Genomic DNA, 12,834 nt, shown 5'->3' on the forward strand with positions numbered 1-12,834 from the left:
CAACTCCGCCCGCAGACGGTTCACTTCATGTGCGTCCACACATCCAACATGCTCCTGATCAGCCTCAACGAACAGACCTAACGAAGCACTACTAGGGCCCTTCTGACGGATCTTGCTGGGGTCGTGGGCCCTGGCACGCGCATCTGCGGCGTTGTCGTCGGTTGCCAACTTCCCCAAGCTCTCGGCTCCGCTCGAGCAGGGGAGGCCCCATTCGCGTTGACGCCCTCCTCCGCCTTGCAGCTGCACGCACCAGCACCCACTCGCGGAGCCGAACGGCGCGGCCTCCCGCGTCCAGCCTGATCCGTCAGAAGGGCCCTAGACGCCCGGGATCCCCCGGTCCGCGAAGGCCTTGCGCACCGCCGTCTCCGCGCCCGCCCCGTACATCTCCCGCGCCGTCGCGACCGTCGCCTTCGCCGCCGCCTCGAAGCTCGTGTCGGGGGCGAAGCCGAACTGGGCGTTCACGATGATCCGGTCGGCCGTGCGGGAGCCGAGGGCGCCGCGGATGTCGTACAGGGCGCGCGACCAGATCTCACCGTCGGCGTGCACCTCGCCCTCCCGGTCCGCGTACGTCTTGTCGGTGTCGACACGGCGCAGGCAGTGCGGGGCCGACGAGGTGTACGAGACGGCGTCCCAGTCGGCGACGCACGCCAGGTCGGCCTTCCGCGGCCAGCCGTACCGGGCGTCGGCGGCGGCGCCGACCGTCACGGCCAGGTAGTCGCCGAACGCCTCACCGATGGACCCGGCCTCCAACGAGGTGCCGAATCCCGGGACTTGGGCGTGGTGCACGGCGTGCCCGTACTCGTGGACGACGACCTCGGCGTCCTCCGCGTCGCCGACGCCGCCCTTGCCGAACCGGATCTCCGCCTTCTTGTCGGTGCAGTTGGAGAGGTCAGGCGCCCCACTGGTTGATGCGGACGGGCTGGGCGCGGTCGTTGGCGCCGGGCAGTTCGGTGCCGAAGCCGAGGGACTGGAGGTACTCCTGCGCCTCGTTGCCCCAGAAGTAGGCCATCACCTGCTCGAACTGGTCGTCGTGGCGGGTGTAGGTGCCGGCGTCCGCGACCTGCGCGGGGGCGCCGGTCTCGGATCTCACTTGGGCCCACTTGCCGGACAGACCGCCGCCGCCGTCGAGATTGCGCAGCGCGGCGGTGGCGTACTGGGAGCTCGGGACCGCCGTCGCGGAGTCCTTGGCGTCGGTGAGCGACTGGTCGCCCGAGGACTGCACCGGGTTGACCATGAAGACGTGGGCCTGCGCCGATCCGGGCGCGGCGAGGGCGGGTGCCGCGAGCGTGGCGAGGGCGACGGTGAGGGTGGCCGCGGCGAGCGCACCACGAGTGAAGCGACGTGACATCGGTACAACCTCCGGGTTGGGCTGGTACGGATGGCGCGGGGGGGGCGCTGTTGCGCGCTGCGGGATCTTCCCGCATCGCGGGCACCCTTGGCCATAGCGCGGCGGGCGTGATCCGATGACCCGCATGAGCAGCAGCAACACCATCACCGTCACCACGTGGTCGCTCGAGCAGACCTCGCCCGCCGATCTGCGTCCCGCGGTCCCGCCGGAGGGCGACGACGTCCGGATCGTGCGCGCCGAGGTGCCCTCCCCCGAGTTCAGCCGCTTCCTGTACGCGTCCGTGGGCAGCGACATCCGCTGGCTCGACCGGCTCGGCTGGAGCTACACGCAGTGGCAGGAGCAGCTGTCGCGTCCGGGTGGCGAGACATGGGTCGCGTACGAGAAGGGGACGCCCGCCGGGTACGTGGAGCTGGACGCGCAGGACGACGGTGTCGTGGAGGTCGTCTACTTCGGCCTGATCCCGGCGTTCCGGGGTCGGCGGATCGGCGGGCACCTGCTGTCGTACGCGGTCGCGCGGGCCTGGGACCTGGCCGAGCGGTGGCCCGACCGGGAGCCGACGAAGCGGGTGTGGCTGCACACGTGCAGCAAGGACGGGGAGCACGCGATGGCCAACTACGAGCGGCGCGGCTTCAAGCTGTTCCGCACGGCGACCGAGGAGGAGCCGGACCTTCCGACCGCGGGGCCGTGGCCGGGGGCCTTCCCCGCAGTGTGACCGACACCACCATTATCCGCAATGTGAGACGATCCCGTCCACATCGCGGATAATGGTGGACCGGGCCCAAAGTCCCGTGACACGCTTTCGTCATGTCTACAGCTGGAACCGCCTTGGTGAGTCGACGTCACGTCGACTTCGGCCGCATGTCCAGCGCCATCTGTCCGGCGCGCTGATCTCTCCAGCACCGCCGATCTCTCGTCACATCTGATCTCCTGCGCACCGCCGCGCCTCCTGCGCGAAGTGTGCAGGTCAGAGCCGCCTTAAGCCTGCCTGAAGGACACACATCCATGGCTGCCACCCCGGATACGCCTACCCCCGTCACGCCCCGCCGCAAGGTGAGCCGTCACCGTGGCGAAGGCCAGTGGGCCGTGGGCCACTTCACTCCGCTCAACGGCAACGAGCAGTTCAAGAAGGACGACGACGGTCTCAATGTACGGACACGTATTGAGACGATCTACTCCAAGCGCGGTTTCGACTCCATCGACCCCCAGGACCTGCGCGGACGCATGCGCTGGTGGGGCCTGTACACCCAGCGCAAGCCCGGCATCGACGGCGGCAAGACGGCCGTCCTGGAGCCGGAGGAGCTGGACGACGAGTACTTCATGCTGCGGGTGCGCGTGGACGGCGGCCGGCTGACCGTTCCGCAGCTGCGGGCGATCGGCGAGGTCTCCGAGCAGTACGCGCGGGGCACCGCCGACATCACCGACCGGCAGAACATCCAGCTGCACTGGATCCGCATCGAGGACGTTCCCGCGATCTGGGACAAGCTGGAGGCCGTGGGCCTGTCCACGACCGAGGCCTGCGGCGACTGCCCCCGCGTGATCATCGGCTCCCCGGTGGCCGGCATCGCCGCCGACGAGATCATCGACGGCACGCCCGCGGTGGACGAGATCCACGAGCGGTACATCGGCAGCAAGGAGTTCTCCAACCTGCCGCGCAAGTTCAAGACCGCGATCTCGGGCTCCCCTGTCCAGGATGTGGTCCACGAGATCAACGACGTGGCGTTCGTCGGCGTCGAGCACCCCGAGCACGGGCCCGGCTTCGACCTCTGGGTCGGCGGCGGCCTGTCCACCAACCCCAAGCTCGCGCAGCGCCTCGGCGCCTGGGTGCCGCTGGACGAGGTCGCCGACGTCTGGGCCGGCGTGGTCGGCATCTTCCGCGACTACGGCTACCGCCGCCTGCGCAACCGCGCCCGCCTGAAGTTCCTGATGGCCGACTGGGGCGCGGAGAAGTTCCGCGAGGTCCTCGAGACCGAGTACCTGAAGCGGGCGCTCGTCGACGGCCCCGCGCCCGAGGAGCCCGCGCAGAAGTGGCGCGACCACATCGGCGTCCACCAGCAGCAGGACGGCCGTTTCTACGTCGGGTTCGCGCCGCGCGTCGGCCGGGTGGACGGCACCACGCTCACCAAGATCGCCGAACTGGCCGGGGCGCACGGCTCGGACCGGCTGCGGACCACCGTCGAGCAGAAGATGATCATCCTCGACGTCACCGAGGACCAGGTCGACTCGCTCGTCGCCGGCCTCGAGGCGATGGACTTCCAGGTGAAGCCCTCGCCGTTCCGGCGCGGCACGATGGCCTGCACCGGCATCGAGTTCTGCAAGCTCGCCATCGTCGAGACCAAGGCCCGCGGTTCGCAGCTGATCGACGAGCTGGAGAAGCGGCTCCCGGAGTTCGACGAGCCGCTGACCATCAACCTCAACGGCTGCCCGAACGCCTGCGCCCGTATCCAGGTCGCGGACATCGGTCTCAAGGGGCAGCTCGTCCTCGACGACGAGGGCAACCAGGTCGAGGGCTACCAGGTGCACCTCGGCGGCGCGCTCGGCCTGGAGGCCGGGTTCGGCCGCAAGGTGCGCGGCCTGAAGGTCACGTCGGCCGAACTGCCGGACTACATCGAGCGCGTCCTGAAGAACTACGAGGCCGAGCGCGAGGACGGCGAGCGGTTCGCGACCTGGGCCGCGCGTGCCTCCGCGGAGGCCCTCTCATGAGCGAGCGTGCCGCGCCCTTCTACTGCCCCTACTGCGGTGACGAGGACCTTCGCCCCGGCGAGGAAGGTCACGGCGCCTGGGAATGCGCGGCCTGCAATCGAGCCTTCACGTTGAAGTTCCGCGGGCTGCTCGCCCGCGGGGTTCAGCGCAACGACGGTGGAGGGGAACAGATATGACGACGGCTCAGGCCCCCACGGACACGGATGAGTTGAAGGCGCTCGCCGAGCAGGCCGGGCGCGACCTGGAGGACGCGTCGCCGCTGGAGATCCTCCAGTGGGCGACGGACACCTTCGGCAAGAAGTTCTGCGTGACCTCGTCCATGGAGGACGCGGTCGTCGCCCACCTCGCCTCCCGCGCGATGCCCGGTGTGGACGTCGTCTTCCTCGACACCGGCTACCACTTCGAGGAGACGATCGGCACCCGGGACGCCGTCGAGGCCGTGATGGACGTCAACGTCATCACGCTCACCCCGCGGCAGACGGTCGCCGAGCAGGACGCCGAGTTCGGCCCGAAGCTGCACGACCGCGACCCCGACCTGTGCTGCGCGATGCGCAAGGTGAAGCCCCTGGAAGAGGGCCTCGCCGGGTACGCCGCCTGGGCCACGGGCCTGCGCCGCGACGAGTCCCCGACCCGCGCGAACACCCCGGTCGTCGGCTGGGACGAGAAGCGGCAGAAGGTCAAGGTCTCGCCGATCGCCCGCTGGACGCAGGACGACGTCGACGCCTACGTCGCCGAGCACGGCGTGCTCACCAACCCGCTCCTGATGGACGGCTACGGCTCCGTGGGCTGCGCCCCGTGCACCCGCCGCCTCCTCGAAGGCGAGGACGCGCGCGCCGGACGGTGGGCGGGACAGGCGAAGACCGAGTGCGGACTGCACGGCTGACCGGGCCTGAACTCATGAACGAAACACGGACTTTGGAGAACCAAGTGACCGGAGCCACGATCTGGCTCACGGGTCTGCCGTCCGCCGGCAAGACCACCATCGCGTACGAGCTGGCGAACACGCTGCGCGCCGAGGGCCGCAAGGTCGAGGTGCTGGACGGCGACGAGATCCGCGAGTACCTCTCGGCGGGCCTCGGCTTCAGCCGCGAGGACCGGCACACGAACGTCCAGCGCATCGGCTACCTCGCCGAACTCCTCGCCCGTAACGGCGTGTTGGCGCTCGTCCCGGTCATCGCGCCGTACGCGGACAGCCGCGAGGCAGTCCGCAAGCGCCACCAGACCGGCGGCACCGGATACCTGGAGGTGCACGTGGCCACGCCCGTGGAGGTGTGCTCCGACCGCGACGTGAAGGGCCTGTACGCCAAGCAGGCCGCCGGTGAGCTGACCGGGCTCACCGGTGTCGACGACCCGTACGAGGCACCCGAATCGCCCGACCTGCGCATCGAGTCGCAGAACCAGACCGTGCAGGAGTCCGCGGCAGCGCTCCGTGCGCTGCTCACCGAGAGGGGTCTCGCCGCATGACGACCGTAGCCACAGTGACCGAGGACACCGATTCCCCCTACGCGCTCAGCCACCTGGACGCGCTGGAGTCCGAGGCCGTGCACATCTTCCGCGAGGTGGCGGGCGAGTTCGAGCGGCCGGTGATTCTCTTCTCCGGCGGCAAGGACTCCATCGTCATGCTGCACCTGGCGCTGAAGGCCTTCGCCCCGGCCGCGATCCCCTTCTCGCTGCTGCACGTCGACACCGGGCACAACTTCCCCGAGGTCCTCGAGTACCGCGACCGCACGGTGGAGAAGCACGGCCTGCGCCTGCACGTCGCCTCCGTGCAGGAGTACATCGACGCCGGCAAGCTGCGCGAGCGTCCGGACGGGACCCGTAACCCGCTCCAGACCGTGCCGCTGACCGAGAAGATCCAGCAGGAGAAGTTCGACGCCGTCTTCGGCGGCGGCCGCCGCGACGAGGAGAAGGCCCGCGCCAAGGAGCGCGTGTTCAGTCTCCGCGACGAGTTCTCCCAGTGGGACCCGCGCCGCCAGCGCCCCGAGCTGTGGCAGCTCTACAACGGCCGGCACGCCCCCGGCGAGCACGTCCGCGTGTTCCCGCTCTCGAACTGGACCGAGCTGGACGTGTGGCAGTACATCGCCCGCGAGAACATCGAACTGCCGGAGATCTACTACGCGCACGAGCGCCCGGTCTTCAAGCGCAGCGGCATGTGGCTGACCGCGGGCGAGTGGGGCGGCCCGAAGGACGAGGAGACGGTCGAGACGCGGCAGGTCCGCTACCGCACCGTCGGCGACATGTCCTGCACCGGCGCCGTCGACTCGGACGCCACCACGATCGACAAGGTGATCGCCGAGATCGCCGTCTCCCGGCTCACCGAGCGGGGCGCCACCCGCGCCGACGACAAGATGTCCGAGGCCGCGATGGAAGACCGCAAGCGCGAAGGGTACTTCTAGACATGAGCACCACTGCCTCCGCCGCCGAGGAGCTGGCCGGGCTTTCGGCGACGACCCTGCTGCGGTTCGCCACGGCCGGTTCCGTCGACGACGGCAAGTCCACGCTGGTCGGCCGCCTCCTGCACGACTCCAAGTCGGTCCTCACGGACCAGCTGGAGGCCGTCGAACTCGCGTCGCGTTCGCGCGGCGCCGCCGAGCCGGACCTGGCCCTCCTCACGGACGGCCTGCGCGCCGAGCGCGAGCAGGGCATCACCATCGACGTCGCGTACCGCTACTTCGCGACCCCGCGCCGCCGCTTCATCCTCGCGGACACGCCGGGCCACGTGCAGTACACGCGGAACATGGTGACCGGCGCGTCCACCGCCGACCTCGCCGTGGTCCTCGTCGACGCCCGCAACGGCGTCATCGAGCAGACCCGCAGGCACGCCGCCGTCGCCGCGCTCCTGCGCGTCCCGCACGTCGTCCTCGCCGTCAACAAGATGGACCTCGTCGACTACGAGGAGACCGTCTTCGCGAAGATCGCCGAGGAATTCACCGCGTACGCCGGGCAGTTGGGCGTGCCGGAGATCACCGCGATCCCGATCTCGGCGCTCGCGGGCGACAACGTCGTGGAGCCGTCCGCCAACATGGACTGGTACGGCGGCCCGACGGTTCTCGAGCACCTGGAGACGGTGCCGGTCAGCCACGACCTGACCAGCTGCCACGCCCGCCTCCCCGTCCAGTACGTGATCCGCCCGCAGACCGCCGAGCACCCGGACTACCGGGGCTACGCGGGGCAGATCGCGGCAGGAACGTTCCGCGTCGGCGAGTCCGTCACGGTGCTGCCCTCGGGCCGTACGTCGAAGGTCGTCGGCATCGACCTGCTGGGCACGGAGGTCGACGTGGCGTGGACGCCGCAGTCGATCACCCTCCGCCTGGAGGACGACATCGACATCTCGCGCGGCGACCTGATCGTGCCGAGCCACGACGCGCCGGCCACCTCGCAGGACATCGAGGCGACGGTGTGCCACGTGGCGGACACCCCGCTCGCCGTGGGCCAGCGCGTACTGCTCAAGCACACCACCCGCACGGTCAAGGCGATCGTCAAGGAGATCCCGTCGCGGCTCACGCTCGACGACCTCTCCCAGCACCCGGAGCCGGGCCAACTGGTCGCCAACGACATCGGCCGGGTGAAGGTGCGGCTCGCCGAGGCCCTCGCCATCGACTCCTACGCGGACTCGCGCCGCACGGGCTCGTTCCTGCTGGTCGACCCGTCGGACGGCACGACGCTCGCGGCGGGCATGGCCGGCGAGTCCTTCGCGTCGGCGGAGGACCCCAAGGCGCTGGTGGACGAGGAGGGCTGGGACTTCTGAGTCCCGGACCGGAATGAGGGCGAGCGTGGTGGCCGCGACCTGGCAGGAGACGTTCCCGGACCTGCTCCGGACGAGCGTCTCGTACGGCCTGCCCGGCTTCCTGCTCGCCCTCGCGCTCGGCACGCTGCTCGGACTGACCATGACTCGCGTGCCGTCCGTACGCGCGGTGGCCGGTCCGGTCCTGTCGGGTCTTCGCTCGCTGCCCTCGGTGGTGTGGGTACCGGCCGTGATCCTGTGGCAGGGCCTGAACGCTCCTGTGCTCTACGCGGTACTGCTGCTCGGCGCGGCCCCGCCCATCGCACAGGGTCTCGCCTCGGCGCCGCCCGGCTACCTGGCGGGCGTCAAGCAGGGCTGGGCCTTCGCCTGGCGCGCGCTGCTGGCGGCCGTGCTGATCGCCTCGGCGTTGCCGCACGCCACCACCGCCGGTACGGCGGTGGTGCTGACGGCCCTGCTCCTCGTGACCGTCGGGATCGCCGTCGACCTGTTGATCCTCACCCCGTTGGAGCGCCGCGTGCGACACGCCCACGAACCCCTCACCAAGAACTGAGCCCCAGGACCCAAGGCCCCCAGGAACCGAGCGACCGATGAGCCACTCCCCCGCCCTCCTCGTGATAGCCCACGGCAGCCGCGACCCGCGCCATGCCGCGACCGTGCACGCCCTGGTGGGCGAGGTGCGGGCGCAGAACCCCGGTGTGCGGGTGGAGACGGCCTTCCTGGACTTCAACGTCCCTTCTGTGCACGGGGTGTTGGATTCTCTCGCGGCGGACGGGGTCCGGGACGTGATCGCGCTCCCCCTCCTGCTCACCCGCGCCTTCCACGCGAAGACGGACATCCCCGCGGTGCTGCGCGAGGCGCCGCGGGGCATGCGGATCCGCCAGGCGGACGTCCTGGGCCCCGACCCGCTCCTGGTCACGGCCCTCGAACGCCGCCTGTACGAGGCGGGGTTGACCCCCGCCGACAAGCCCACGACCGGGGTCGTCCTGGCCTCGGCGGGCTCCTCAGACCCGGAGGCGATCGCAGTGATCGCTGAAATCGCGCGGGAGTGGCGGCACACCGGTTGGTGCGCCGTGCGGCCTGCGTTCGCCTCCGCATCCCTCCCCCGCACGGCCGACGCCGTCCAAGAACTGCGCTCCCTCGGCTGCGACCGCGTGGCGGTCGCCCCCTACGTCCTCGCCCCGGGCCGCCTCCCCGACCGCATCGCGTCGGGCGCGACGAAGGCCGATGTCCTCGCGGACGTACTGGGGGCGGCGCCGGAGGTGGCGCGGGTGCTGATGGATCGTTATGCGGCGGCTTCCGTACGGGAGTTGGTGGCGGTCGGGGCCTGACCGTCAGCTCGGACCCCGGCCGCTGAGGGCCAGCGCCCTCGCGTACACCGGCGCGTCGTCCCCCACGGCGACCGGCGCGGCGAAGCCCTCGTACTGGCGGTAGAGGTCGGCGTTCGCCGCCACCACCTGGAGGAGGAGGGCCGCCGCGCCGTCCGAGACGTGGAATTCCTGGCCGGTGGCCTGCGCCACGTCCCAGCCGTGCAGGACGAGTTCGGCCCACAGCAGGGCGGCGACTTCGGGGGCGGGCTGCCGGGCGAAGCCGAGGTCGATCTCGCCCTCCCAGACGGCCGGTTCCGCCCAGGCGGCGACCGCGCGGTCGAGGTCGGTGGCGTACGTCGTCGCCCAGTTGGCGTCGGCCGTGAGGTCGCGCTCGGTCAGCTCCTCGGGCAACTGGGTGCGCCGCGCCCGGTGTTCCATGCCGTGTGAGGTGTAGACGGCCCAGTGGTTCACGAGCGTCCGCACGTCCCAGTCGCCGCAGCCCGAGGCCGCGTCGAGCCGGCCGGGGCCGACGCCGGACGCGACGCGGACCGCCTCGGCGGCGCCTTCGGTGAGGTACGGGTACACGGTGTCCATGCGGAGTTCGTTCATGCCGGTGACGCTACGGCTACCCGTGGCCGCGTCTCTTGAACAAATGCGACAGATGGGCGGGGGGCTATGGGGCGCTGCGTGCGTTCACCGTCGCCACCAGGTCCGTCACGCTCGTCTCGCCCGCTGAACGTCCCTCGCGCGCCGCCTCGTTCGCGAGTTCCTGGAGGACGTCGTTGACCGGTGTGGGCACGCCGTGCAGGCGGCCGAGGAGAGCGATCTCTCCGTTGAGGTAGTCGGCCTCGATGCTGCCCGCGCCGCGCTGGAGGGACTGCCAGGAGGAGCCGCCGCCGCGCGGGGAGCTGTCGAGGGGCTCGAAGGTGATCTTGTCGGCGCGGGTGGCCTTCTCCTCGTCCGGGCTCGCGTACGCGACACCGGCGGCGTCGAGCACCGCCTCGCCCTCGGCGCGGGCCCGGCGGAACAGGGCGATGCCCTCCTCGCTGGTGAGCACGCCGGAGACCGCCTCGATCGAATTGGCCAGGTTGGCGAGGAGCTTGGCGTACTTCCAGCGCATGACGTCGTCGACGACGGGCGCTTCGAGGAGCCCCTTCTCCAGGTCGGCGGAGATCGCCCGCGCGGTCTCGTCGCTGCCCGACGGGTAGCGGCCGAGGTGCAGCATGCCGGAGAGCGGGACGCCCTGGGCGCGCACGACGCCCGGCTCGACGAACGTGGCGGGCAGCCACACGCACATCCCGTACACGCGCTGGAAGGTGCGCAGGGCGAGCCGCTCGCTCTCCACACCGTTCTGCGCGCAGACGAGCGGGAGGCGGAGCGCCGCCGTGCCGCCGCCCTCGACGGGGCGCGGCCCCCACGCGGCGAGCGCCGCCGCGCTGTCCTGGGTCTTCACGGCGAGAATCAGCACATCGTCGGCGCGCAGCGTGCCGAGCGCCTCCGGGCCGTCCACGACGGGGAGTCGATGGGTGTGCGGGCCGTCCGGCGTCTCGACGCGCAGCCCCTTGGCGCGCAGCGCCTCGTACTGGCTGCCGCGCGCGACGAGCACCACGTCCTCGTGCCCGGCCTGGGCGAGCCGCCCGCCGATGACGCCGCCGACCGCTCCTGCTCCGATGATGATGTAGCGCATGCGCCGACCTTTTCACGGACGCGCTCACTGTGGGGCCGTGAGTTCCACCAGTTTCGTCACGGTGTTCCAGTTGCGACTCGTCGCGATGAGGCCCTTGTTGAGTCCCGGGCGGGCCAACTGGGCGCCCAGCTTCGATACGCCGAGGCCCTGGGGCGCGTAGAGGTAGAGGGCGCGGTCACCGAGGCGGAAGTCCTCGGGGGCGAACGCGGCCGGGTCCACGGAGGCGAAGCGCTCGGCGGTGACGGGCCCGGAGAAGTACGTGACGTGCAGTTGCTTGGCCTCCAGTTCGGCGGCCGGGAACGGGCAGTCGGCCATGACCCCCTTCAGGTAGGCGTGGCCGCGCACCAGGACGTCGACGGTGAAGCCGAACTCTTCGGCGATCGCCTTGGTGATCGCGGTCGCAAGCGCGTCCTCGTCGCCGCCGGCCGGAGCGGTGAAGGCGACGTTGCCGCTCTGGAGGTAGGTGCGTACGTCGGCGAGGCCCAGGCCCTCGATCAGCGGCCGCAGCACGGCCATCGGCACCTTCTTACTGCCGCCCACGTTGATGCCGCGCAGTAGCGCCGCGTATCCCTCGGTCGAGGTCCGCTGTGTCATGCGCACACGATAAGGCGGCCGCCGTTCCCCGTGGGGGTGGGCACGGCGGCCGCCGATCATCGAGCCGAAACGTTTACTCGACGACCTTCAGGAGCTTGTTCGCGGTGCCGTCCGACGCGTTCTTGATGGCGTCGGGGGTGGCCCCGTCGGTGAGCGCCTTGGCGACGTCGGCCGGGGCGGCGTCCTTGTGCCCGGCCAGGTAGACGGCGGCCGCGCCGACGACGTGCGGCGTCGCCATCGACGTACCGGAGATGGTGTTGGTGGCGTCGTCCCCGGTGTTCCAGTCGGACGTGATGTCCGATCCAGGCGCGTAGATGTCGACGACGGAGCCGTAGTTGGAGAAGTCCGACTGCTCGTCGTCCTTGGTCGAGGAGGCGACCGTGATGGCCTCCGGGACCCGGGCGGGGCTGGACTGGGAGGCGTCCGCCGACTCGTTGCCCGCCGCCACCGCGTAGGTGACACCGGAGTCGATGGACTTCTTGACCGCCGCGTCGAGCGCCTCGTCCACGCCGCCGCCGAGCGACATGTTGGCGACGGAGGGGCCCGAGTGGTTCTCGGTCACCCAGTCGATGCCCGCGACGACCTGCTCGGTGGTGCCGGAGCCCTGGTCGTCGAGGACGCGGACGGCGACGATCTTCGCCTTCTTGGCCACGCCGTGCGCCTCACCGGCGATGGTGCCGGCGACGTGCGTGCCGTGCCCGTTGCCGTCGTCGGCGCTGTCGTCGTTGTCGACGGCGTCGAAGCCGTGCGTGGCCCGGCCGCCGAAGTCCTTGTGGCTGATCCGCACGCCGGTGTCGATGACGTACGCGGTCGCGCCCTCGCCCGCGCTGTCCGGGTACGTGTACTTGCTGTCGCCCGCGGTGTCCGCCTGGTCGATGCGGTCCAGGCCCCACGACGGCGGGTTGTCCTGGGTGGCGTCGATGTGGAACTTCTTGTTCTGGACGACCTTCGAAACGGCGCCGTCGGCGGCGAGGCGCTTGGCCTCGGTGTCCGACAGGCCGCTCGCCGAGAAGCCGTTGACCGCCGAGCTGTAGTTCCGCTCGATCGTGCCGCCGTACTCCTTGGCCAGGTCCTTCTTGGCGGAGGCGCCCGCCTTCTGGTCGAGCAGCACGATGTAGCTGCCGGACACGGCGCCCTTGGCGTCCTGCCCGTAGACCTTGCCCTCGGCGGGGGCCGCGGTGGCGGAGAAGCCGCCGAACATGGTGACGCCCACTGCTGTAGCCGCCGTGGCTATGGCCGCGGTGAGCTTCATCGTGCGCGCATGCTGGTTTGTTGCCATGAAGAGGGATCTCCTCAGTGGTGTGGGGGGAAATGCCAGCGCCCCAGGACGAACCTTCGCGAAGGTTGTCAAACTCCGGAAGATGTCCGGGGGTTGAGACGAAACCCTGACCGATTGACGCGGTCAGATCAAGACCTTCATACAGCTGTGACGTCCTCAACAAGGTTTCGTAAT

15 protein-coding genes are annotated in these 12,834 nt (G+C 70.6%); 9 read left to right on the top strand and 6 right to left on the bottom strand.

Annotation, left to right across the window (positions count from 1 at the left end):
- Nucleotides 1-315 precede the first annotated feature (315 nt).
- Nucleotides 316-786, bottom strand: coding sequence for a M4 family metallopeptidase (locus ACFV9W_RS22815; RefSeq protein ID WP_385763714.1), 471 nt, complete (start codon nt 784-786; stop codon nt 316-318).
- Between the two features lie 103 nt (nt 787-889).
- Nucleotides 890-1,348 carry a hypothetical protein gene (locus ACFV9W_RS22820; RefSeq protein ID WP_385763716.1) on the bottom strand — a complete coding sequence of 153 codons (459 nt, stop codon included), beginning with the start codon at nt 1,346-1,348 and terminating at the stop codon, nt 890-892.
- 124 nt (nt 1,349-1,472) lie between these two features.
- Between ACFV9W_RS22820 and ACFV9W_RS22825 the strand changes: the two genes are divergently transcribed.
- The 9 genes from ACFV9W_RS22825 to ACFV9W_RS22865 all read left to right on the top strand — a co-directional run bounded on the left by ACFV9W_RS22825 (nt 1,473) and on the right by ACFV9W_RS22865 (nt 9,121).
- On the top strand, nt 1,473-2,060 hold the full coding sequence (locus ACFV9W_RS22825) for a GNAT family N-acetyltransferase (protein ID WP_385763718.1): 588 nt from the start codon (nt 1,473-1,475) through the stop codon (nt 2,058-2,060).
- Between the two features lie 290 nt (nt 2,061-2,350).
- The gene (locus ACFV9W_RS22830; RefSeq protein WP_385763720.1) at nt 2,351-4,048 is read left to right on the top strand and encodes a nitrite/sulfite reductase; all 1,698 of its coding nucleotides are present in this window, start codon (nt 2,351-2,353) and stop codon (nt 4,046-4,048) included.
- Complete coding sequence (locus tag ACFV9W_RS22835; protein ID WP_326017139.1) at nt 4,045-4,224, top strand: hypothetical protein; 180 nt, start codon at nt 4,045-4,047, stop codon at nt 4,222-4,224. The genes ACFV9W_RS22830 and ACFV9W_RS22835 overlap by 4 nt, the downstream gene beginning before the upstream one ends.
- Complete coding sequence (locus tag ACFV9W_RS22840) at nt 4,221-4,931, top strand: phosphoadenylyl-sulfate reductase (protein ID WP_385763722.1); 711 nt, start codon at nt 4,221-4,223, stop codon at nt 4,929-4,931. The genes ACFV9W_RS22835 and ACFV9W_RS22840 overlap by 4 nt, the downstream gene beginning before the upstream one ends.
- 14 nt (nt 4,932-4,945) lie before the next feature.
- Nucleotides 4,946-5,512, top strand: a complete 567-nt coding sequence (gene cysC / locus ACFV9W_RS22845; protein WP_385763724.1) for an adenylyl-sulfate kinase — start codon at nt 4,946-4,948, stop codon at nt 5,510-5,512.
- Nucleotides 5,509-6,444, top strand: coding sequence for a sulfate adenylyltransferase subunit CysD (cysD, locus tag ACFV9W_RS22850; RefSeq protein WP_385763726.1), 936 nt, complete (start codon nt 5,509-5,511; stop codon nt 6,442-6,444). The genes cysC and cysD overlap by 4 nt, the downstream gene beginning before the upstream one ends.
- A gap of 2 nt (nt 6,445-6,446) precedes the next feature.
- Nucleotides 6,447-7,796: a sulfate adenylyltransferase subunit 1 gene (locus tag ACFV9W_RS22855; protein WP_385763728.1), complete on the top strand. Its 1,350-nt coding sequence runs from the start codon at nt 6,447-6,449 to the stop codon at nt 7,794-7,796.
- A gap of 25 nt (nt 7,797-7,821) precedes the next feature.
- Nucleotides 7,822-8,343 (top strand): hypothetical protein, encoded by a 522-nt coding sequence (locus ACFV9W_RS22860; protein ID WP_385763730.1) that lies wholly within the window; start codon nt 7,822-7,824, stop codon nt 8,341-8,343.
- Nucleotides 8,344-8,380: 37 nt separating this feature from the next.
- Nucleotides 8,381-9,121 (top strand): sirohydrochlorin chelatase, encoded by a 741-nt coding sequence (locus ACFV9W_RS22865; protein WP_385763732.1) that lies wholly within the window; start codon nt 8,381-8,383, stop codon nt 9,119-9,121.
- Nucleotides 9,122-9,124: 3 nt separating this feature from the next.
- On the opposite strand, the gene ACFV9W_RS22870 is transcribed toward ACFV9W_RS22865, so the two are convergent.
- From ACFV9W_RS22870 to ACFV9W_RS22885, 4 genes are all read right to left on the bottom strand, one after another.
- On the bottom strand, nt 9,125-9,709 hold the full coding sequence (locus ACFV9W_RS22870; RefSeq protein ID WP_385763734.1) for a TIGR03086 family metal-binding protein: 585 nt from the start codon (nt 9,707-9,709) through the stop codon (nt 9,125-9,127).
- Nucleotides 9,710-9,773: 64 nt separating this feature from the next.
- A complete protein-coding gene (locus tag ACFV9W_RS22875) occupies nt 9,774-10,787 on the bottom strand; it encodes a ketopantoate reductase family protein (RefSeq protein ID WP_385763736.1) in 1,014 nt (337 codons plus the stop codon).
- A 24-nt stretch (nt 10,788-10,811) separates the two neighbouring features.
- Entirely contained in the window at nt 10,812-11,381 is a 570-nt protein-coding gene (locus ACFV9W_RS22880) for a DUF1697 domain-containing protein (protein ID WP_385763738.1), read from the bottom strand.
- A 73-nt stretch (nt 11,382-11,454) separates the two neighbouring features.
- Nucleotides 11,455-12,660, bottom strand: coding sequence for a S8 family serine peptidase (locus tag ACFV9W_RS22885; protein WP_385763740.1), 1,206 nt, complete (start codon nt 12,658-12,660; stop codon nt 11,455-11,457).
- Nucleotides 12,661-12,834: the final 174 nt, after the last annotated feature.

It is taken from the genome of Streptomyces sp. NPDC059897 (assembly GCF_042730865.1).
Classification (GTDB): Bacteria; Actinomycetota; Actinomycetes; order Streptomycetales; family Streptomycetaceae; genus Streptomyces.

Bases quoted from the DNA above. Each gene is read 5' to 3' on its own strand.
- cysD (WP_385763726.1), top strand. From the start codon at position 5,509: ATGACGACCGTAGCCACAGTGACCGAGGACACCGATTCCCCCTACGCG.
- ACFV9W_RS22830 (WP_385763720.1), top strand. From the start codon at position 2,351: ATGGCTGCCACCCCGGATACGCCTACCCCCGTCACGCCCCGCCGCAAG.
- ACFV9W_RS22870 (WP_385763734.1), bottom strand. From the start codon at position 9,709: ATGAACGAACTCCGCATGGACACCGTGTACCCGTACCTCACCGAAGGC.
- ACFV9W_RS22835 (WP_326017139.1), top strand. From the start codon at position 4,045: ATGAGCGAGCGTGCCGCGCCCTTCTACTGCCCCTACTGCGGTGACGAG.
- ACFV9W_RS22885 (WP_385763740.1), bottom strand. From the start codon at position 12,660: ATGGCAACAAACCAGCATGCGCGCACGATGAAGCTCACCGCGGCCATA.
- ACFV9W_RS22825 (WP_385763718.1), top strand. From the start codon at position 1,473: ATGAGCAGCAGCAACACCATCACCGTCACCACGTGGTCGCTCGAGCAG.
- ACFV9W_RS22855 (WP_385763728.1), top strand. From the start codon at position 6,447: ATGAGCACCACTGCCTCCGCCGCCGAGGAGCTGGCCGGGCTTTCGGCG.
- ACFV9W_RS22820 (WP_385763716.1), bottom strand. From the start codon at position 1,348: ATGTCACGTCGCTTCACTCGTGGTGCGCTCGCCGCGGCCACCCTCACC.
- ACFV9W_RS22865 (WP_385763732.1), top strand. From the start codon at position 8,381: ATGAGCCACTCCCCCGCCCTCCTCGTGATAGCCCACGGCAGCCGCGAC.
- ACFV9W_RS22840 (WP_385763722.1), top strand. From the start codon at position 4,221: ATGACGACGGCTCAGGCCCCCACGGACACGGATGAGTTGAAGGCGCTC.
- ACFV9W_RS22880 (WP_385763738.1), bottom strand. From the start codon at position 11,381: ATGACACAGCGGACCTCGACCGAGGGATACGCGGCGCTACTGCGCGGC.
- cysC (WP_385763724.1), top strand. From the start codon at position 4,946: ATGAACGAAACACGGACTTTGGAGAACCAAGTGACCGGAGCCACGATC.
- ACFV9W_RS22875 (WP_385763736.1), bottom strand. From the start codon at position 10,787: ATGCGCTACATCATCATCGGAGCAGGAGCGGTCGGCGGCGTCATCGGC.